The sequence below is a fragment of the Flavobacterium sp. ENC genome (assembly GCF_020991415.1).
In the GTDB taxonomy this organism is placed as follows: domain Bacteria; phylum Bacteroidota; class Bacteroidia; order Flavobacteriales; family Flavobacteriaceae; genus Flavobacterium.
The window spans coordinates 394,876-414,098 of the sequence record NZ_JAJMOY010000005.1 but is presented as its reverse complement, the minus strand read 5'-3'; the positions used below and the strand labels follow the sequence as shown (position 1 = coordinate 414,098).

Here is a 19,223-nt window from a genome sequence, read left to right as displayed (position 1 = left end):
ATAAGCAACCCAATGTCTGTGCCAAATATAGTAAATTATTACAGAGTTTTAGAAGTTATGCGTGCTTGCGTTCACGGAAAACTTTGTGGAATGCAGTGCGGAGGTTTGTGACTTCAGTGCAGATCTTTTTAACCGCAAGGTTCGCAAAGTTAGAAGCGCGAAGTCCGCAAGGCTTAATTTTAAGCGTTGCGGACTTTGCGGTTGTCATGGATTAGAATCGAACATTTGATCCCTTTGATTTTTATTCAGTCTTATTGGTATCAATAAGTTTTACCATATTAGAATTGAACGAGGAAAGATTTTCGTCTAAGGAAGAAAAGAAATCAAGGTCAGCATTTTCAATCTCAATGATTGCTTTTTGCAAAACGGCTTCTCCGGTATCTGTTAGCCGAATGGTCTTTGCCCTTGTGTCCGTTTCATGTTCCTGTCGTGTTACGAAACCTTTTTCTTCCAGTGTTCGCAATACTTTTGAGACCATCATTCTGTCGGAATTACTTTGGTTGGCAATGTCAATTTGCGTTACGGCATTGCTGTTTTTGGAAAGCCAGCCTAAAGCGGCTAATAATACAAATTGCGTCTGTGTCAGATCTAACGGATCTAAAACTTTCTTTTGTTTACGCTGCCAAAGCATGGTGAGCTGTCCCAGCAAATAACCCGGACTATCTTTTGGACTTTTAAAATGAAAATTAATTTCTTTAGGCATAATGATGTTGAAAAATTTGTGTCAGTATTAAATCAAAATCGTGTTTATGAATGTCAAAGATAGCCATCAGAACCTTTAGTTGCTTCGATAATGAAATTGTTTCTTCGGGAATCTGTTTCTAAAATTAATAAACAATTTACTTTTATTTGGCCTCCAGAAAAGTAAGTTTATAGCCGTCCAGATCTTTCACGTGGAATGCTCTTCCGAAAGGTGTTTCTATAATTGGCCCGGTGGTGGTTACTCCGTTTACAGTGAATTTCTCTTTCAGTTCGTCTACGTTTTCGTCAACGGCAAACCAAATTGCCACGCCAATGCCCAGTTCTTTTCCTTCAATGGGTTCCAAAGGTGTACGAATAGCAAAACTTGCCTGTCCCTGATTGTACTTGAAAATACAAGCCTGCGGATTGGTGTCGCCAATCTCAAATCCTAATTTTTTTTCATAGAAGTCTTTTGATGCTTCCAGATTTTTCACTTGTAGTGATGCAAAAGTTAATGCTCTCATTTATAATATATTTAAATTGTTGTCGCAAATATAGTATATGCGACAACAATATGCAAGTCATTTTGCTTTTTTTATTTTTTTGGTTATTTTTTAGCTTGCTGTATGTTATTAACCGCAATGTTCGCTAAGCAAAAAAGCGCGAAGTACGCAAGGCTTAGTTTTAAACTTAGCGAACTTAGCGTATTAATCTTAGCGATCCTTGCGGTTAGTCTATCATCCTAAAAATGGCAATAAATGATGTAAAATATTTCTTATATTAGCTTTAGGGAAGTCAACTGGTTGTTTACGAGATAACTAAAAAAAGATAAAACCGAAATAAAGACTTGAAAAATTAATTTAAAAATATTTAATAGTATGAAAAAGTTACAATTCAAAATAAGCATTAATGCTCCTGTGACCACGGTATATGATCGTATGCTGGGCATTACCAATAAATCAACTTATGAGCAATGGACCGCTTTGTTCAACCCGACTTCGACCTACGAAGGAAGTTGGGACAAGGGAAGTAAAATTCTGTTTATTGGAGTAGATGAGAAAGGAGAAAAAGGAGGTATGGTTTCTAAAATTGTTGAAAACATTCCGAACCGATTTGTTTCGATTCAGCATTATGGCCTTTTAAAAGCAGACAACGAAATTACAGAAGGACCGGACGTGGAAAAATGGGCAAACGGATTTGAAAATTATACGTTTGAAGAAAACAACGAAAGTACTGAGGTTACCGTTGACCTGGATACTACAGAAGATTTTGTAGATTATATGAACCATACGTACCCAAATGCACTGGATAAGCTGAAAGAAATTTGTGAAAAATAACACTTTCAGGAAGATCTTAAAAAAGGCTCTATGAAATGTTGTGATGAAAATGTTGAGGAAAAGCATATATAAATAAACACACCACTTATTTTTTACCGCAAAGTGCGCAAAGATTTTTATCGAAGATGCGGTTATAACGCAAAGTTCGCAAAGCTAATTCAATAGAACGCTTTGCGAACTTTGTATTTTATAAAAGCGCGAGTAAAAAAAACTTAGCGTTCTCTGCGGTAATTTTTTTACTCTCCAGAGGGTTTAGGGGTGATCCCTCATGATCCCTGAACTTCCAATTTGTACGGATTTGAAAAAAAAATAAAGCAAAAAAAACTCCTTAATTTCTTAAATCAGGGGTATATGCCTCAGTTTTTAATGTATGAGGGTTTATCGAACACAAATTGTTTAGCTATGTTTGAATTTGCAGTTTTGCAGAAATTTCAGAGGTATTTATTAAACTACCTCTAATTTGTTTCTGTTTAAGTAGGACAACTAAATTCCTTTAGTTAAATGTAGCAACTCCGGTTCCGGTATGCGTCAGCTAATAGGTGCTGAACTCTTAAGAAAAGAGGTTAAAAATATATTTTGACGGACTGAATAATAGTTCTACTGCAAAAATAAAAAACAGCAATGTAGGTAGTGGATCCAGAGGATTAATAATCACATGGCTTTAAAAATTTCTTTTTAAAATTTCGAAAAATGCCAAATATGTAGACCAGATTTAATGACGTAAAAATGTATCTTTATTCCGGTATTCCGTATAAGTTTAAGAGCTGGCTTAGTGCTTATTTTTGTCTCATTAAAAAATAAAGTAATGGCAAAAATAATTTTTATTACGGGTGCGTCCCGTGGGTTAGGAAAAATATGGGCGGAAGCTTTTTTAGATCGGGGCGATAAAGTGGTTGCCACTTCAAGGAATGCTGGCGGATTACAAGAGTTGGTTGATAAATACGGAAGCTCGGTGCTGGCATTGGAATTGCAGATTACTGACAGAGCAGCCTGTTTTGAGGCTATAGCGAAAGCAAATGCTTATTTTGGCCGTATTGATGTGGTGATTAATAATGCAGGTACCGGTGTGTTTGGCACCGTCGAAGAATTGGGCGAACAGGATGCCAGAGATATTATAGATGCGAATTTGTTCGGCACTTTATGGATTACCCAAGCAGCATTGCCTGTAATGAGGGCACAGGGAAGTGGACATATCCTACAGTTATCAAGTGCTATGGGTATTTATACATTCCCGACTGTTGGTATTTATAGTGCCAGTAAATTTGCAGTAGAAGGATTTAGCGAAGCGCTCTCCCTGGAAGTAAAAGGAATGGGTATAAATGTTACCCTTGTAGAACCAAATGGATTTGCGACTGATTTTAATGCGTCTTCGATACAGAGCAAACCTATTTCAGCTTATGATACGATGAAAGCTGAATTATATGCTGACCCGAATTTAACAGCAGATGATGCTTATGGAGATCCTAACGCTACTACTGATGCTATATTAAAATTGGTAGATAGTTCAAACCCACCATTGCGATTGTTTCTTGGAAGAAAGGCACTCCCCTTAGCTAAAGCTGCGTATGCTGAGAGGCTGGCAAGTTGGGAAGAGTGGAATGATGTTTCTAATAAGGCACATGGCATTTAATTATCAGATCCATTTATGTTTTTGTTTGATAATCAGCCCTATGTGTTTCTTAGGGCTGATTTTATTTTTTTAGTTTATAAAATATACAAAAGCAAAAAGAACCTAATTCTGTCTAAAAAAATGTACTTTTATTATTATTAATCCCGTACCGTTATTTTTAGTACTAGACATAATGCATTTTAAGAGCCTTAGCGATGTTCATCGCTGCAATAATTATCCAGAACCAGAGCATCCTTTACTCACACTTTTTACGTGCAATCCACTAAGAAGCGTGACTAGCTATGAAGTAACCACAGATTTTTATATCATAGCTTTTAAAAAACTATGTTCTGGAGAGATCAGGTATGGTAAGACCAGATACGATCATCAGAGCGGGTCGATGTATTTCTTAAAACCGCAGCAGGTCATCCAAATGAAGGATATTACCCTTGATGGTGATGGATTCGAAATCTGGTTTCATGAAGATTATCTAAGTGGTTACCCTCTCCATAAAGAAATAAAGAAGTATAGCTATTTCAATTATGAGCTTAATGAAGCCTTGCATATTTCGCCAAAGGAGCAACAAATTATTTGGGAGCTATATGAAAAAATAGCAAATGAATACCATAACAACCAAGATGAATTTTCCAGGGATATCATACTTGGACATATTGAATCCATTCTTAAATATTCTCTTCGTTTTTACAAGCGACAGTTCATGAATCGTTTTTTACTTTCAGGAACTACTGTCACAAAATTTAACAAAGCATTGAATAACTATTTAGAACAGGGGCTGCTTCAGAAAAAAGGTTTGCCTACAGTAGCAATGTTTGCGGAAGAACTGAATTTATCTGCGCGCTATTTAAGTGATTTGCTGAAACAAGAAACGGGAAAGACTGCAATGGACTTAATACAAATCTTCCTGATTTCCGAGGCTAAGAATTTACTTAACCAGGGTGATTTTACAATTAATGAAATCGCTTACTTATTAGGTTTTGAGAATCCGCCCTATTTCTCCCGATTATTCAAAAAAGAAGTAGGCATGAGTCCTAACCAGTTCAAAAAGCAACATTTAAATTAATCTGCTTGGTTGTGGAAAAATGATTTATTTGACACCTCTTCGTCAATCAATTTAATTAATGAGGGGTATGTCGAACACCCAAAAAGCATTAAAATAAATGCCATGAGTTTAGAAAATAAAAAAAACTCCAAAATCAAATGACTTTGGAGTTTTTAGAAATTTGTGGGCGATGATAGCCTGTTCCGATTTTTCATCGGAAGGTTCGAACCCCCGACCACTTCCGATGAAAAATCGGAATGCTCTGAACCAGCTGAGCTAATTTTAGAAATGAGTTCTTTGATTTTAGTTCTGCTTTTCCATGATTTAATCTGTAATTCTCTTCTGTGTGCAAGTTCTTTGGTTTCATAGTTTTCAGTATAAACAACTTTCCAGTCATTTACATTTCCAGTAAAACCTTTGCTTTTTTGATTATGCCGAATAATTCTTTCTTCCAGATTAGAAGTAAATCCGATATAATATTTATTCTTGCTTTCGCTAAATAAAATATAAACAATAAATGCCATGAGTTTAGAAAATAAAAAAACTCCAAAATCAAATGACTTTGGAGTCTTTGGAAATTTGTGGGCGATGATAGCCTGTTCCGATTTTTCATCGGAAGGTTCGAACCCCCGACCACTTCCGATGAAAAATCGGAATGCTCTGAACCAGCTGAGTTAATTTTTAGAAATGAGTTCTTTGATTTTAGTTCTGCTTTTCCATGATTTAATCTGTAATTCTCTTTTGTGTGCAAGTTCTTTGGTTTCGTAGTTTTCAGTGTAAACCACTTTCCAGTCATTTACATTTCCAGTAAAACCTTTGCTTTTTTGATTATGCCGAATAATTCTTTCTTCCAGATTAGAAGTAAATCCGATATAATATTTATTCTTGCTTTCACTAAATAAAATATAAACAATAAATGCCATGAGTTTAGAAAATAAAAAAACTCCAAAATCAAATGACTTTGGAGTTTTTGGAAATTTGTGGGCGATGAGGGGTTCGAACCCCCGACCCCCTCGGTGTAAACGAGGTGCTCTGAACCAGCTGAGCTAATCGCCCTATTTTACTAGGTTGCTATCGTTTGTGATTGCGAGTGCAAATATACGCTAGTTTTTGAGTTCTGCAAAGAAAACGCCGTAAAAATTTAAACTTTTTTCAGGAATGTTTCTATCTCGCTGGTGTTGAATTTATTATAAAGCATAAAATTTTCAACTTTTTGCAGGTATTTGGCCTTCGTTTAATTCAAAGGCAATTCGGCTACAACAAAAGTGCTTCCGCCCACATAAATAAAATCATTTGGGCTCGCATTTTTCTTTGCTTCGAGAAATGCAGCGGTAACAGAATCGTATTGTTCTCCTTGTAAATTGTATTTTTTGGCCGCATTTTGCAAAATTTCGGTACTCAGACCTCTCGAAGAATCCGGTCGGCAAAAATAGTACGTTGCCTTTTTCGGAAAAAGGGGCAAAATAGCATCCAGGTCTTTGTCGTTGACAACACCCAAAACAATATGCAGGTTGTCGAAAGTTTCTTTCTTAATCTGATTCATCACAACGGTAAGTCCGTGTTGGTTGTGCGCCGTATCGCAAATTATTTTCGGATTTTGACCCAACTGCTGCCATCTTCCCTGTAAACCGGTATTTTTTACGGTATGGAGTAAACCACTTTTTAAATGTTCAATCGAAACTTTAAAATCAGTTTGTGAGTTTAACACCACAACAACCTGCTGAACGGTTTTTTTATTTTGAAACTGATAATCGCCAAGCAAATCAGACGGAAAAACGCCTGAGATTAAATCGGCAGCAAAATAAATAGGGGCATTGTTTTCTTTGGCTTTCGCTAAAAATACCGCTTCTGTTTCTTCCGTATATTCTCCAATGACAACGGGAACATTCGGTTTGATAATTCCGGCTTTTTCCCCTGCAATTGCCGTAGTGGTGTTTCCTAAAAATTGGGTGTGATCGAGATCGATATTCGTAATAACAGAAACTAAAGGCGTGATAATGTTGGTAGCGTCCAGACGTCCGCCCAGACCAACTTCTATAATGGCGATATCTGTTTTTTCGGAAGCAAAATAATCGAAAGCCAGACCAACTGACATTTCGAAAAAACTCATGTCATTCGACTCGAAAAAAGCTTTGTGCCTGGCTATAAATTCACAGACAAAATCTTCTGAGATTTCAATACCGTTTATTTTAATTCGTTCCCTGAAATCTTTGAGATGCGGCGACGTGTACAATCCGACTTTGTATCCCGATTCCTGCAGAACCGAAGCCAGCATATGCGAGGTGGAACCTTTTCCGTTAGTTCCGGCCACATGAATGCATTTTAGCTGCTGCTCCGGATGGCCGAGATGCTCCGCCAAAAGCCTGATGTTGGTTAAGTCTTCTTTGTACGCCGAAGCACCCTGAAGCTGATACATGGGCAATTGGTTAAACATCCAATCTGTGGTCTCTTGATAGTTCATTTTATTTGATAAAGTAGTGTTGAATTGAAATAATTTCCCTTTTTTTTAGTTTAATACTACAATGAAAATTATCTTTAGTGCAAAATTGAAATATTTTTTAGAATTAATTATTAAAAACACGAATTAAAATATGTTTACCTTCCTTCAATTACAAGCAGATACTCTCGCAAACGCCGCATCTAACGTAGTAGTCGAAAAAATTGCTCCCAATACCGAAATCTCTGTTTTAGGATTTATCTTAAAAGGAGGTTTTTTTCTGATCCCGATTGCCCTTTTATTATTTTATACTTTTTATGTCATCATAGAACGTTATTTATACATCAGCAAAGCGTCTAAAATCGACGGCAGACTGATGCAGGACGTTGGCGATAAGTTGAATTCGGGAAATATTGAACTGGCCAGAACCATTGTGGAAAGAAGCAATACCGCTGCCGGAAATATACTCAAAGAAGGTGTTTTGGTCATAGGAAGGCCAATTGCTGAAATCGAATCCAACATGGACCGTGCTGCTGATATTGAAATTGGTGAAATGGAAAGACGTCTGGGACACCTTGGTCTTATTGCCGGTATCGCACCAACGTTAGGATTTATCGGAACTATTTCGGGGGTTATTAAGATTTTCTACAGCATTTCGGTTACGGAGAATATCAGTATTGGTAATATCTCAGGAGGTTTGTACGAAAAAATGATCAGTTCAGGATCCGGATTAATTGTGGGTATTATCGCGTATAGTGCCTATCACTTACTGAACGGAAAAATTGATGATTTTGCCTTAAAGATTCAAAAGCAAATATTAGAATTTGTCAATATAATTCAAAGAGCATAAGGTATGTCTATTAAAAGAAAAAGAAGATTTCATGCCGAGGTAGCCACTTCGTCGTTAAGTGATATTATGTTTTTCCTGCTGTTGTTTTTCTTAATTATCTCAACGCTGGCAAATCCTAATGTGATCAAGATGACCTTGCCGAAAGCCAAAGCCAATGAAAAAACGAATAAACAGCTGATCAGCCTTTCTGTTACGGAAGATAAAAAGTTTTACATCGACAAGGAACCGGTAGATTTTGAAAACCTGGAGACTTCCTTAATGTCAAAAATCGGTGACAACAAAGAGCAAACGGTTGTAGTCAGAATTCCGTTTAATTTGCAGGTTCAGGATTTAGTAGATGTGCTGCAGATAGGAGTGAAGAACAATCTGAAATTTGTGATTGCTACAAGTCCGAAGTAAGATTGATCAGTAGGGCGTGACCGCAATAAAAAAATGGGCGAATCAGCATGATGTTGATTCGCCCATTTTTTTATTGCGGTCGGGCTATCCGCGCTACTTCGGTAGCCAGCTCCTATCCCTCACGCAAAAATCAAAAACACAATCTGTCGTCGGAGGAACGAAGCAGTCTTAATTATAAAATTGTAGCACAATTTTGTCATTTCGAAGGAAGGGAGAAATCACACTAGTAACTCCGTAAAGAAAATCCAATCTTTGTCGAGCTTCTTGCAAAGATTTACGTCGTCTGTTGAGTCTCCTTGTGTCCAGATGACAGGCCAAAATAGAAAAGGCTTTCTGAGATATCAGAAAGCCTTTTCTATTTATATTCTAACTATTCGTGTAAATTCGTGAAATCCGTGTTTTCTAATCCAGACTAAAATTATAAATAATCTTGCCAACCTGTTTGGCAGTTCCATTATCGTCAGGAGACCATTTGGTATTCAGGGCAGCAATTTTAGCCTGATCTAACAAGCATCTTGCTGTATTGGTTGTTCCTTTTATTCCCGGAGTTGCGCTAATCGTTTTTCCGGTTTGATCTACTGTAACTTCAACCACAACTTTTCCTTCTTCGTTACACGTATATTTTGGTGCTGGTTTAGACAATGCTTTTCGGTTTCCGAGGGAATAACCTGATCCGCCACCGGAACCTCCGCCGCTTCCGGCTCCGTAACCGCTTCCGGTACCAACGCCATTTCCGGTTCCGTTACCGCCGCCTGTTCCTCCTCCGGATCCGCCACTTCCGTAGTAGCCGTTAGAGCCTAAGCTTCCGTTTGCTTTTCCTTTATTTCCGGCCGCTTTATCATCACCGTCCCCTCCTTTGTTGGATCCTTTTAAAATGCTTGATAAGGCATCATTGGTAGAGTTGGAAACTTTTGGTTTCTCCGGTACAGGTTTGGTTACGGGTTTTTCAACCGGGGTATTTTTTTTTGGTTTTTCTTTTACTGGAATAACGACACTTTCTTCTGTTGTCGTATTTTCCTGAGTGATAATGGCTTCCTCAGGTGTTGCTTTTGCCGGTGTTTGCTTCGCTTCGTTTTTTACGTTCAATACTTCGCTTTTGTAATTGGCTCCTGATCCGACATCACTGTCTCCGAAATTTATGGTCACACCACCGCCGCCGCCACCTGCCGCAAGTGCTGCATTGTTTTCCGGATTGTAAGGAGGCCAGAAACGAATAAAAAACAACAATAGTAAAATTACTGCGTAAATGACAGTCGAGATTAATAATGATTTCTTTTTATCGGAAGAACTGTCTGAGCTCATTGTGATTCTGAATTTTGGAATTGTATTAATAAAAACGTTTAAAAGTAGTAAAAATTGTTTAGAATCAAATTGGTGTGGGGAATTTAACCGCAAAGGGCGCTAGGTTTTTTTCATCTTGTGAATATTTTTTGTCTCGCAGATTTTGCAGATTAAGCGGATCTATTCTAAAATTATTTAGAAAAAAAGAAAATCTGCTCAATCTGCCCAATCTGCGGGAAAACTTAACTGTAAAGTTTGCTAAGCTTTTATATTTAATCACGCAAAGTCGCAGAGTCGCAAAGTTTTTTCTTTTTAGTTTTTGACTTGGCGTCTTAGCGCCTTTGTGAGAAATATTCAATCGCTTTCATCGTGTGATTTTTTTTTGTCTCGCGGATTAAGCAGATTAAGCAGATCTGTTTAAAAAATATTAAAAAAAATCTGCTTAATCTGCTTAATCTGCGGGAAAACTTAACTGTAAAGTTTGCTAAACTTTTATATTTAATCACGCAAAGTCGCAGAGTCGCAAAGTTTTTTCTTTTAGGTTTTCAAACTTGGCGTCTTTGCGCCTTTGCGAGAAATATCCAATCACTTTCATTTGGTGATTTTTTTGTGTCTCGCAGATTTTGCAGATTAAGCAGATCTATTTTTAAAAAGATTGAAAAAAAAGAAAATCTGCTTGATCTGCCCATCTGCGGGAAAACTTATTCGTAAAGTTCGCTAAGCTTTTATAGTAATCACGCAAAGTCGCAGAGTCGCAAAGTTTTTTCTTTTTAGTTTTTGACTTGGCGTCTTAGCGCCTTTGTGAGAAATATTCAATCGCTTTCATCTTGTGATTTTTTTTTGTCTCGCTGATTTTGCAGATTAAGCGGATCTGTTTAAAAAATATTAAAAAAAAATCTGTTTGATCTGCCCAGTCTGCGGGAAAACTTATTCGTAAAGTTGCTAAGCTTTTATATTTAATCACGCAAAGTCGCAGAGTCGCAAAGTTTGTTCTTTTTAGTTTTTGACTTGGCGTCTTAGCGCCTTTGCGAGAAATATTCAATCGCTTTCATCGTGTGATTTTTTTTGTCTCGCTGATTTTGCAGATTAAGCAGATCTGTTTGAAAAATATTAAAAAAAATCTGCTTGATCTGTCCAATCTGCGGGAAAACTTATTCGTAAAGTTTGCTAAGCTTTTATGTTTAATCACGCAAAGTCGCAGAGTCGCAAAGTTTTTTCTTTTAGGTTTTCAAACTTGGCGTCTTAGCGCCTTTGCGAGAAATATCCAATCACTTTCATCTTGTGATTTTTTTGCTCGCAGATTAAGCGGATCTATTCTAAAATTATTTAAAAAAAAAAGAAAATCTGCTCAATCTGCAAAATCTGCGAGAGAAATTTATCCAAGAGCTTGAAAAGAAAAACTTATAAATCCTTACATCTGTGGTAAAAAAAAACGAGCCAGATCTTTCTGGCTCGTTTAGTATAAAGTATAAAGAAAATTATACTAACTGTTTCAGTGCAATTTCAAAAGCTGTTGCGCTGATATTTGTTTTTGACCCATTTAGGGCATGCGCTTTTACAATTGCATTTTTTATAATATCTGAAGTATCATTAAAAATAGCCTCATCTGTCATTTGAACTTTTTTCTCCATGAAATAAGCAAATACCCTCGCCATTCCGCAGTTTGAAATGAAATCAGGAATCAAACTCACTTTGCTGTCTACTTCTTCCATAATAGAACCGAAGAAAATTTCTTTATCGGCAAAAGGAACATTCGCCCCGCAGGAGATAACTTCCAGTCCGTTTTGAATTAAACTGTCAATCTGAGTTTGGGTTACCAGTCTTGAAGCAGCACAAGGTGTGAAGATTTCAGCACCGATTGTCCAGATTTTAGAATTGATTTCATCAAACGGGATCATAGCATCGGCAACCAGTTTGTTTCCGTCTTTATTCAAAAACAACGTTCTGATTTCTTCAAAAGAAAAACCTTCTTCTTTGATCAGTCCACCATCACGGTCAATAATTCCGATTACTTTTGCGCCCATTTCGGCTAAGTAAAATGCAGCGGCTGAGCCTACATTTCCGAAACCCTGTACGATTGCTTTTTTGCCTTTTACATCACCACCGTAAGTTGCATAAAAATGACGAACAGCTTCAGCAACGCCATAACCGGTAATCATATCGGCTACTGTATATTTGCGGGTAACATCAGGTGAGAATTTAGGGTTTTCGATTACTTTGATAACACCCTGACGCAATTGTCCAATTCGGTTGATTTTATCGGCTTCAGTAGGTTTAAAATGTCCGTTGAAAACACCTTCCTGCGGATGCCATACCCCACATTCTTCTGTCATTGGGATTACTTCGTGAATTTCATCAACATTCAAATCCCCGCCAGTTCCGTAATAACTTTTTAATAAAGGCGAAACTGCTTTGTACCAACGCTGTAAAACTCCCTTTTTACGCGGGTCATTCGGATCAAAATTAATTCCGGATTTAGCTCCACCAATTGCAGGACCAGAAACGGAAAACTTAACTTCCATAGTTTTAGCCAAAGACAGAACTTCATTCATATCCAGGCCTTTTCTCATTCTTGTTCCTCCACCTGCGGCTCCTCCACGAAGTGAATTAATTACTGTCCAACCTTCTGCTTCTGTTTCAGAATCTTTCCAGTTAAAAACAATTTCAGGTTCCTTATTTTCAAATTGCTGTAATAAATCTTTCATTTTGTTGTGATATGTTTATTTTGCGTAAAAGTATAAAATAGAATAATGCGAATAATGTATTTGACATCAATTTTATTCAAACCCAAAAATAAAGCCGGAAAACATTATCGTATCCGGCTTCAACTATATTGTAATAAGAAAATTTTATTTCCCCAGTAAGTTTTCCTTTAGGGTTTGATCAACCGGCTTGTCGGACAGCCAGATGCCGAACAATGCTTTTTTGAAATCAAATCCCGGGATTTTTCCTTTCAACACTTCATTTTTGTAAACGTTTATTGTCTGATCGAAAGGATTATATGCTAAAACAAATACATCTTTTTCGGTAATAGGATCGCTTAATAATTTTTTGAAATCCTCAATTCTTGGTCGTAACTCCTGAAGATTGCTTCCTGCTGATTTTTCAAAACCCGTATTCATGGCCTTGGTCAGTTTATTGGAAGAAACCATAGAAGAAGTGATTTCTATACGAATAGCCATTTCAGTATCACTGTCAATAATAAATTGCGGGTCCTGGCTTAACTGTGATAAATACAAAGCCTGCACATAAACTTCCAGCCACATTTTTGATCTTCCGCCGGCACCGTTAAGTTGTAAGGTCTTGTTTTGGAATTCAATTTTTCTTGGAACTGTAACGCCATTAACTTCTAAAGTATTCTGTGCAGAAACAGTTGAAAATTGTAAACTTAAAAGGAGTGTAAATGCTAGTAAAATCTTTTTCATACGCTATCAATAATTTATTTTTTATAGGCAAAAATAATGTAATTTATAATTTTTGACTATTTAAAGTTAGTATTTTTTTTAGTAAAACGTTTTTTTTATGGCTGTTAGGCTATTCATTATCAAAATAGTAAGAGTTGTTTTACGTACATATACGTGATTTTGCCATTTTTGGTTTTTTTGAGATTATAATAATTTAACATATTTTCAGGCTCCTGTTTTGAGCGATAATTTAAGCGTTGCATTTTACATAAAACGTTGCAAAATTAATTCTGATCGGATTAAAATTCAACAGAATCACGAAAACGTTATCGTGATTGCTGATAATTTCTTAAAATGATATGCGCGCATTGTTAATTCGCATTTAAAAATTATCTTTGGAAGCCTTTATTCAAGAAAAAAGGACTTCAAAAAAAACAAAACAACAAAAACAAAGAATATGGATTTCAATCTTACTGAAGAGCATTTAATGATTCAACAGGCCGCAAGAGATTTTGCTCAAAACGAATTGTTGCCAGGTGTTATCGAGCGTGACGAAAAGCAAATTTTTCCGACAGAGCAGGTAAAAAAAATGGGGCAGCTGGGCTTCATGGGAATGATGGTTGATCCGAAATACGGAGGAAGTGGCCTGGATGCTATTTCGTATGTAATCGCTATGGAAGAAATTTCAAAAGTAGATGCATCTGCTTCAGTAGTAATGTCGGTAAACAATTCATTGGTTTGCTGGGGATTACAGGAATTTGGTACAGAAGAACAAAAACAAAAATATTTGCCGGGCTTAGCCTCAGGTGAAATTCACGGCGCTTTTTGTTTAAGCGAGCCGGAAGCCGGTAGTGATGCCACTTCGCAAAAAACTACTGCTGTTGATATGGGAGACCATTATATTGTAAATGGTACTAAAAACTGGATTACCAACGGAAACACGGCTTCTGTTTATTTAGTAATTGCGCAAACGCATCCGGAGTTAAAACACAAAGGAATCAATGCGTTGATCATGACCAAAGATATGCCGGGATTCTCTATCGGACCAAAAGAACAAAAAATGGGAATCCGTGGTTCAGATACCCACTCCTTAATGTTTAGTGATGTAAAAGTTCCGAAAGAAAACAGAATCGGTGAGGACGGTTTCGGATTTAAATTTGCTATGAAAACTTTAGCGGGAGGCCGTATTGGTATTGCTTCTCAGGCTTTGGGAATTGCTTCAGGAGCTTATGAACTGGCTTTGAAATATTCGAAAGAACGTAAAGCTTTCGGAACTGAAATCTGCAATCATCAGGCCATTGCTTTTAAACTGGCCGATATGGCAGTGAATATCGAAGCAGCGCGTCATTTGTGTATGAAAGCGGCCTGGGATAAAGACCAGCATAAAAATTATGATGTAAGTGGAGCCATGGCTAAGTTATTTGCTTCGCAGGTGGCAATGGACACGGCTGTTGAAGCCGTTCAGATTCACGGTGGAAACGGTTATGTGAAAGAATATCATGTAGAACGTTTTATGCGTGATGCCAAGATTACACAGATTTACGAAGGTACTTCTGAAATTCAGAAAATTGTAATTTCAAGATCCGTTATCGCAGGATAATTTTTTCTGAAATAATTTTATAAAAACCCTTTTGAAGTTTCGCTTTAAAAGGGTTTTGTTTTTAAGATGAAAATTTAATTACTTTTACAGCAACTGAATTCGATTTTTATGTACGAAGATTTAAAATACTGGTATTTGCGCGATCACAAATTGTTCCGGACCCTGAGCTTCAGCCAAATCAAACAATTGTGTATTATTACAGGTTTTAAAAAAGCGTCGAAAGGAGAAATTATTTACTTCTCCTCTTCTGATGTACCCCGTATTTTCCTGCTTAAAAAAGGGAATATCAAAATTGTTGCCGTTGATGAAGACGGAAACGAAACCATAAAAGATATTATCCAGAAAGGGGATTTGTTTGGAGAACTGACGCTGGAAACTGATGATAAAGCCAACGAATATGCGAAAGTACTTTCTGATGATGTCGCGATCTGCAGTTTCCTAATGTCCGATTTTGAAGATTTATTGCTTCGAAACCCGACACTCGCACTTTCGTATACGAAGTTTGTGGGGCTGAAAATGAAACGCATCAAAAACAGTTATGCCAATTTAATTTCTAAAGATGCCAAAACCAGATTGTATCAGTTCCTGAAAGACTGGGCAGAACAGGAAGGTATCAGAAACGGTAATTCGGTTGTAATTGAAAATTACCTGACCCAAAATGATATTGCCCAGATTATCTGTACTTCAAGGCAGACAGCAACCCAATTGCTGAATGAGATGGAAACCAATCATCTTTTAAGTTATACCCGAAAAGAGATTATTATACAGGATATCACCCAATTATAAACTATTTTGCCTCAAGTGTAAATTAGCCGACAAATTGTTTTTTCATACCACAGTAGTTTTACATCATCATAAAAGATGAAAAATTATATACTATGAAAAAAGCACTTTTTATTCTGTTTGCAGCCGTAAGTACTGTTGCAAACGCACAAAATACAGTTGCCAAAACGGCAACGGATGTAGCTCCCTTATTAATAGGGGAGAAGATTCCCAATTCGACTTTAAAATCATCAGATAATGCAGCTGTCAGTCTTTCTGAGCTGATTAGTAAGAAGAAAACCGTATTGGTTTTTTACCGCGGCGGCTGGTGCCCGTATTGTAACCTGCATCTGGCTGCCCTGGCCGAAGCCGAAAAACAAATTCTTGACTTAGGCTATCAGATTGTTGCGGTAAGTCCTGATTCTCCCGAAAATTTAAAGATCACAGCAGAAAAGGATAAAGTAAAATATACATTGCTGTCCGATGCAAACGGAGCCTTAATCAAAGAATTCGGAATTGCTTTTGAAGCTCCGGAAAACTATAAATCAGTTATCAACGTACATTCTAATGGAATGAACACAAATCTTTTACCTGTTCCTTCTGTTTTTGTAGTAAACACGAATGGAGACATTTTGTTCGAATACGTTTCGCCTGATTTTAAACAACGTATAAGCGCTGAATTATTAGTTTCAGTATTAAAAACCTTAAAATAAAATCAAGATGAAAAAGTTAATTTTAATAGTATTTGTTTTCGTATCAGCTGCTGTATTTTCGCAAAATGATACAAAAAGAATCACTCAGTATAATGTAGAAAATAAAGTGGCGATTCAGGGATATGATCCTGTGGCTTATTTTAAACAAAACAAAGCGATAAAAGGTAAAAATGAAGTGACGGCTTCTTATATGGGCATTACCTATAAATTTTCATCCGTGGCCAATAAGGAAATTTTTCTGAAAAATCCTGCCGGCTTTGAACCGCAATATGGCGGCTGGTGTGCTTATGCTATGGGAAGTGCCGGTGAAAAAGTAGAGATAAATCCGGAAACGTTTAAAATCACGGACGGGAAACTGTATTTGTTTTACAACGCCTATTTTAATAATACGCTGAAAAGCTGGAATAAAGACGAAACCAATCTGAAGGCAAAAGCAGAAGTGAACTGGAAAAAAATATACAAATAGTCATGAAAACACATTTGATAACCTGGGTGCTGCGAATAACGGCTTCGGCAATTTTACTGCAGACGCTGTACTTTAAATTTACAGGGGCGCCCGAAAGTATTTATATTTTCTCGACTTTAGGAATAGAGCCTTACGGAAGAATCGGATCCGGAATTGCCGAATTGATTGTTGTCGTTTTACTTTTAATTCCAAAAACAACCTGGCTCGGCGCTTTAGGCGGATGTGGCGTTATGACGGGTGCTGTCCTTTCGCATTTATTTGTGTTGGGAATCGAAGTTCAGGGTGACTCCGGTCTGCTTTTTTCGCTGGCCGTAATCACCTTAGTCTGTTGCCTCATATTACTTTATAGAAATAAAAATATAATTATGAACCTTTTAAGAACGAAATAATTATGCTGCTAAAATCAATAAACCACAGTTTAGAGGAGTTAACAAATTTGTTAAACCAATTGTCCGATCAGTTGTATGCAAAACCCTGTGCGGCTTTAAGCGACTCCAGTATCGGCGAACATACCCGTCATATTCTTGAAATGTTTCAATGTCTTGAAAACAGCTATGAGCCGGGAGTTTTAAATTATGATAACAGAGAACGTAATAAACGCATTCAGACCGAAACACAGTTTGCAAAACAATGTATCCTTGATATTAAAGCGGGTTTGCAAAAAGAAAATAAACCGCTCTATTTAGAACAAATGATCGACGGGCTTACTTTTAGGATTCAAAGTAATTATTACAGGGAATTGCTTTATAACTTAGAACATTGTATTCATCACCAGGCGTTGATAAAGGTAGCTGTTTTACAATTGGAGGATATTTTTGTGAATGAAAATTTTGGTGTGGCACGTTCCACCATAGCCTATAGAAGCCAATGTGTACAGTAAGTTTTGTAGCTCATAATGAAACGGTTATTATCACCTCGAACCGTGATGAAAAAGTGATTCGCCCCGGTGCACTTCCACCGCGGAGTTATCACTGTAATGGTAAAATCCTGGTGTATCCGAAAGATCAGAAAGCCGGAGGAACCTGGTTTGTGGCTGATGCAGACGGAACTGTTTTGGTACTGCTCAATGGCGGTATCACCAAACATGAAGTTCGGTTTTCGTACAGAAGAAGCCGCGGGTTAATTGCGCTGGATATTATTTGCAGCGAATCTCCAAAGGATTTTTGGGGAGTCATTAACCTGGAAGATATTGAGCCTTTTACGCTGGTGCTGTATCAGGACAAAAAATTGTACGAACTGATCTGGGATGGTTTGACCAAAAGAAGTACGATTTTAGATGAAACGAAAAATCATATCTGGTCGTCCGTAACCTTGTATCCGGAAGCTGTCAGAAAGAAGCGATCCCGCTGGTTTTTTGATTTCCTGAAAGATAAAAATGAAATTTCAGCTTCAGACATGCTCGGTTTTCATCGCAATACGGAAGGGAATGATTCTGAAAACGGACTGATTATCAATCGGGAAAATACTTTGAAAACAGTAAGCATCACACAAGTTGTAATCGGGCAGAATAAAAGGGCAATCGCCTATCATGACTTAGTTCTGGAACAGGAATTTTCGACAGCATTTATTAGTATTTAATATCATATAAAATGAAGCTCTTTTTTCATAAAATCGCAAATTGGGAATATTGGCCGTTTCAGGTAGTGTATATTCCGATCTATTTTCTTTGGGCGTATTATGCCATCAAAGCAAGATCTATTTTCTTCTTTAATGCTTCCAATCCCAGAATTAAAAACGGGGGATTTATTATGGAAAGCAAAAAGCAGATTTATGATCTGATTCCGCGAAAATATTATCCCAAAACGATTCTCATCCCTAAAAATACGGATCTCAAAAAAATCGTTCAGCAGATTATAGAGAAAGAAATTCATTTTCCATTAATTGCAAAACCGGATATTGGTTTGCGGGGTTCGGGAGTGAAAAAAATTCACACTGTTTCGGAGTTAGAACGTTATATGGAAAAAGCCAATTTCGATTTCCTGCTGCAGGATTTGATTCCTTACAAAAATGAAGTGGGTATCTTTTATGTACGCCATCCCAACGAAAAAGAGGGCAGGATTACAGGAATCGTCGCAAAGGAATTTCTGACGGTTGTGGGTGACGGGACCTCCACAATTGAAGCATTAATTCATAAAACGCCAAGATTTCAATTACAGTTTGACGCTTTACAGGAAGAATATGGCGATTTGCTGCATAAAATTTTAGCAACGGGAGAAGCATTCAATTTGGTTCCGTTTGGCAATCATGCCCGTGGTGCCAAATTTTTAGACGGAAGTCACTGGATTACCCCAAAACTTACCCAAACCATCAATGAGATTTGTGCGCAGATCCCGGAGTTTTATTTTGGAAGGTTTGATATTATGTATGATTCTTTTGAAGAACTGGAAAGAGGGGAGCATTTTCAAATTGTCGAATTAAACGGGGCAGCAAGCGAACCGACCCATATCTATGATCCAAAACATTCTATCTGGTTTGCATGGAAAGAACTGTCAAGACATATTACCTATATGTACGAAATCAGTGTAGCCAATCATAAAAGGGGATTTCCTTATTTGGATTATAAAGCCGGCATGCAGGAATACCGTTTGCATCAGGTTCAGAACAGTAAAATTTTAAATTTTTAG

Annotated in this window: 20 protein-coding genes, 2 tRNA genes and 1 pseudogene; 13 read left to right on the top strand and 10 right to left on the bottom strand. The window is 37.2% G+C overall.

Translation table 11 applies throughout. The features are described 5' to 3' along the window. Positions 1–241: 241 nt before the first annotated feature. On the bottom strand, positions 242–703 hold the full coding sequence (locus LPB89_RS16015; protein ID WP_230702692.1) for a MarR family winged helix-turn-helix transcriptional regulator: 462 nt from the start codon (positions 701–703) through the stop codon (positions 242–244). Positions 704–845: 142 nt separating this feature from the next. Further along, positions 846–1,205, bottom strand: coding sequence for a VOC family protein (locus LPB89_RS16010; RefSeq protein WP_230702691.1), 360 nt, complete (start codon positions 1,203–1,205; stop codon positions 846–848). 354 nt (positions 1,206–1,559) lie between these two features. Between LPB89_RS16010 and LPB89_RS16005 the strand changes: the two genes are divergently transcribed. The 3 genes from LPB89_RS16005 to LPB89_RS15995 all read left to right on the top strand — a co-directional run bounded on the left by LPB89_RS16005 (position 1,560) and on the right by LPB89_RS15995 (position 4,708). Further along, a complete protein-coding gene (locus LPB89_RS16005; protein WP_230702690.1) occupies positions 1,560–2,018 on the top strand; it encodes an SRPBCC domain-containing protein in 459 nt (152 codons plus the stop codon). A gap of 805 nt (positions 2,019–2,823) precedes the next feature. Continuing rightward, on the top strand, positions 2,824–3,648 hold the full coding sequence (locus LPB89_RS16000; protein ID WP_230702689.1) for an SDR family NAD(P)-dependent oxidoreductase: 825 nt from the start codon (positions 2,824–2,826) through the stop codon (positions 3,646–3,648). Between the two features lie 172 nt (positions 3,649–3,820). After that, positions 3,821–4,708, top strand: a complete 888-nt coding sequence (locus LPB89_RS15995) for an AraC family transcriptional regulator (protein ID WP_230702688.1) — start codon at positions 3,821–3,823, stop codon at positions 4,706–4,708. Positions 4,709–4,903: 195 nt separating this feature from the next. Here the strand turns inward: LPB89_RS15995 and LPB89_RS15990 are convergent. From LPB89_RS15990 to LPB89_RS15970, 5 genes and pseudogenes are all read right to left on the bottom strand, one after another. Further along, positions 4,904–4,965: transfer RNA gene (locus tag LPB89_RS15990), tRNA-Lys, on the bottom strand. A 36-nt stretch (positions 4,966–5,001) separates the two neighbouring features. Continuing rightward, a pseudogene (locus LPB89_RS15985) lies at positions 5,002–5,211 on the bottom strand (GIY-YIG nuclease family protein); the annotation flags it as partial. A 150-nt stretch (positions 5,212–5,361) separates the two neighbouring features. Beyond that, the gene (locus tag LPB89_RS15980) at positions 5,362–5,610 is read right to left on the bottom strand and encodes a GIY-YIG nuclease family protein (RefSeq protein WP_230702687.1); all 249 of its coding nucleotides are present in this window, start codon (positions 5,608–5,610) and stop codon (positions 5,362–5,364) included. Between the two features lie 58 nt (positions 5,611–5,668). Beyond that, positions 5,669–5,743, bottom strand: a tRNA-Val gene (locus LPB89_RS15975). 178 nt (positions 5,744–5,921) lie between these two features. Continuing rightward, the gene (locus LPB89_RS15970; RefSeq protein WP_230702686.1) at positions 5,922–7,148 is read right to left on the bottom strand and encodes a folylpolyglutamate synthase/dihydrofolate synthase family protein; all 1,227 of its coding nucleotides are present in this window, start codon (positions 7,146–7,148) and stop codon (positions 5,922–5,924) included. Between the two features lie 130 nt (positions 7,149–7,278). Here LPB89_RS15970 and LPB89_RS15965 point away from each other — a divergent pair, with 130 nt between their 5' ends. Then, positions 7,279–7,974, top strand: a complete 696-nt coding sequence (locus LPB89_RS15965; RefSeq protein WP_127338580.1) for a MotA/TolQ/ExbB proton channel family protein — start codon at positions 7,279–7,281, stop codon at positions 7,972–7,974. A 3-nt stretch (positions 7,975–7,977) separates the two neighbouring features. Then, entirely contained in the window at positions 7,978–8,373 is a 396-nt protein-coding gene (locus tag LPB89_RS15960) for a biopolymer transporter ExbD (protein ID WP_127338579.1), read from the top strand. 402 nt (positions 8,374–8,775) lie between these two features. Here LPB89_RS15960 and LPB89_RS15955 read toward each other — a convergent pair whose 3' ends face one another. From LPB89_RS15955 to LPB89_RS15945, 3 genes are all read right to left on the bottom strand, one after another. Next, the gene (locus tag LPB89_RS15955; RefSeq protein WP_230702685.1) at positions 8,776–9,675 is read right to left on the bottom strand and encodes an energy transducer TonB; all 900 of its coding nucleotides are present in this window, start codon (positions 9,673–9,675) and stop codon (positions 8,776–8,778) included. 1,457 nt (positions 9,676–11,132) lie between these two features. Beyond that, positions 11,133–12,359: a Glu/Leu/Phe/Val dehydrogenase dimerization domain-containing protein gene (locus LPB89_RS15950; protein WP_230702684.1), complete on the bottom strand. Its 1,227-nt coding sequence runs from the start codon at positions 12,357–12,359 to the stop codon at positions 11,133–11,135. 144 nt (positions 12,360–12,503) lie between these two features. Continuing rightward, positions 12,504–13,079, bottom strand: a complete 576-nt coding sequence (locus LPB89_RS15945) for a chalcone isomerase family protein (RefSeq protein WP_230702683.1) — start codon at positions 13,077–13,079, stop codon at positions 12,504–12,506. Positions 13,080–13,515: 436 nt separating this feature from the next. On the opposite strand from LPB89_RS15945, the gene LPB89_RS15940 reads away from it, so the two are divergent. From LPB89_RS15940 to LPB89_RS15905, 8 genes are all read left to right on the top strand, one after another. Then, the gene (locus tag LPB89_RS15940; protein ID WP_072960457.1) at positions 13,516–14,658 is read left to right on the top strand and encodes an acyl-CoA dehydrogenase; all 1,143 of its coding nucleotides are present in this window, start codon (positions 13,516–13,518) and stop codon (positions 14,656–14,658) included. Between the two features lie 108 nt (positions 14,659–14,766). After that, positions 14,767–15,444 carry a Crp/Fnr family transcriptional regulator gene (locus LPB89_RS15935; protein ID WP_127338575.1) on the top strand — a complete coding sequence of 226 codons (678 nt, stop codon included), beginning with the start codon at positions 14,767–14,769 and terminating at the stop codon, positions 15,442–15,444. Positions 15,445–15,536: 92 nt separating this feature from the next. Further along, positions 15,537–16,133 (top strand): peroxiredoxin-like family protein, encoded by a 597-nt coding sequence (locus LPB89_RS15930; protein WP_230702682.1) that lies wholly within the window; start codon positions 15,537–15,539, stop codon positions 16,131–16,133. Positions 16,134–16,140: 7 nt separating this feature from the next. Next, entirely contained in the window at positions 16,141–16,599 is a 459-nt protein-coding gene (locus tag LPB89_RS15925; RefSeq protein ID WP_230702681.1) for a YHS domain-containing (seleno)protein, read from the top strand. Positions 16,600–16,601: 2 nt separating this feature from the next. Further along, positions 16,602–16,988 (top strand): DoxX family protein, encoded by a 387-nt coding sequence (locus LPB89_RS15920; RefSeq protein ID WP_230702680.1) that lies wholly within the window; start codon positions 16,602–16,604, stop codon positions 16,986–16,988. Positions 16,989–16,990: 2 nt separating this feature from the next. Further along, positions 16,991–17,479: a DinB family protein gene (locus LPB89_RS15915; RefSeq protein WP_230702679.1), complete on the top strand. Its 489-nt coding sequence runs from the start codon at positions 16,991–16,993 to the stop codon at positions 17,477–17,479. After that, positions 17,467–18,177: an NRDE family protein gene (locus LPB89_RS15910; RefSeq protein WP_230702678.1), complete on the top strand. Its 711-nt coding sequence runs from the start codon at positions 17,467–17,469 to the stop codon at positions 18,175–18,177. The genes LPB89_RS15915 and LPB89_RS15910 overlap by 13 nt, the downstream gene beginning before the upstream one ends. Positions 18,178–18,188: 11 nt before the next feature. Then, positions 18,189–19,223: a D-alanine--D-alanine ligase gene (locus LPB89_RS15905; protein WP_230702677.1), complete on the top strand. Its 1,035-nt coding sequence runs from the start codon at positions 18,189–18,191 to the stop codon at positions 19,221–19,223.

Coding starts and splice junctions, on each gene's coding strand:
- LPB89_RS16015 (WP_230702692.1), bottom strand. CDS start 703: ATGCCTAAAGAAATTAATTTTCATTTTAAAAGTCCAAAAGATAGTCCG.
- LPB89_RS16010 (WP_230702691.1), bottom strand. CDS start 1,205: ATGAGAGCATTAACTTTTGCATCACTACAAGTGAAAAATCTGGAAGCA.
- LPB89_RS16005 (WP_230702690.1), top strand. CDS start 1,560: ATGAAAAAGTTACAATTCAAAATAAGCATTAATGCTCCTGTGACCACG.
- LPB89_RS16000 (WP_230702689.1), top strand. CDS start 2,824: ATGGCAAAAATAATTTTTATTACGGGTGCGTCCCGTGGGTTAGGAAAA.
- LPB89_RS15995 (WP_230702688.1), top strand. CDS start 3,821: ATGCATTTTAAGAGCCTTAGCGATGTTCATCGCTGCAATAATTATCCA.
- LPB89_RS15980 (WP_230702687.1), bottom strand. CDS start 5,610: ATGGCATTTATTGTTTATATTTTATTTAGTGAAAGCAAGAATAAATAT.
- LPB89_RS15970 (WP_230702686.1), bottom strand. CDS start 7,148: ATGAACTATCAAGAGACCACAGATTGGATGTTTAACCAATTGCCCATG.
- LPB89_RS15965 (WP_127338580.1), top strand. CDS start 7,279: ATGTTTACCTTCCTTCAATTACAAGCAGATACTCTCGCAAACGCCGCA.
- LPB89_RS15960 (WP_127338579.1), top strand. CDS start 7,978: ATGTCTATTAAAAGAAAAAGAAGATTTCATGCCGAGGTAGCCACTTCG.
- LPB89_RS15955 (WP_230702685.1), bottom strand. CDS start 9,675: ATGAGCTCAGACAGTTCTTCCGATAAAAAGAAATCATTATTAATCTCG.
- LPB89_RS15950 (WP_230702684.1), bottom strand. CDS start 12,359: ATGAAAGATTTATTACAGCAATTTGAAAATAAGGAACCTGAAATTGTT.
- LPB89_RS15945 (WP_230702683.1), bottom strand. CDS start 13,079: ATGAAAAAGATTTTACTAGCATTTACACTCCTTTTAAGTTTACAATTT.
- LPB89_RS15940 (WP_072960457.1), top strand. CDS start 13,516: ATGGATTTCAATCTTACTGAAGAGCATTTAATGATTCAACAGGCCGCA.
- LPB89_RS15935 (WP_127338575.1), top strand. CDS start 14,767: ATGTACGAAGATTTAAAATACTGGTATTTGCGCGATCACAAATTGTTC.
- LPB89_RS15930 (WP_230702682.1), top strand. CDS start 15,537: ATGAAAAAAGCACTTTTTATTCTGTTTGCAGCCGTAAGTACTGTTGCA.
- LPB89_RS15925 (WP_230702681.1), top strand. CDS start 16,141: ATGAAAAAGTTAATTTTAATAGTATTTGTTTTCGTATCAGCTGCTGTA.
- LPB89_RS15920 (WP_230702680.1), top strand. CDS start 16,602: ATGAAAACACATTTGATAACCTGGGTGCTGCGAATAACGGCTTCGGCA.
- LPB89_RS15915 (WP_230702679.1), top strand. CDS start 16,991: ATGCTGCTAAAATCAATAAACCACAGTTTAGAGGAGTTAACAAATTTG.
- LPB89_RS15910 (WP_230702678.1), top strand. CDS start 17,467: ATGTGTACAGTAAGTTTTGTAGCTCATAATGAAACGGTTATTATCACC.
- LPB89_RS15905 (WP_230702677.1), top strand. CDS start 18,189: ATGAAGCTCTTTTTTCATAAAATCGCAAATTGGGAATATTGGCCGTTT.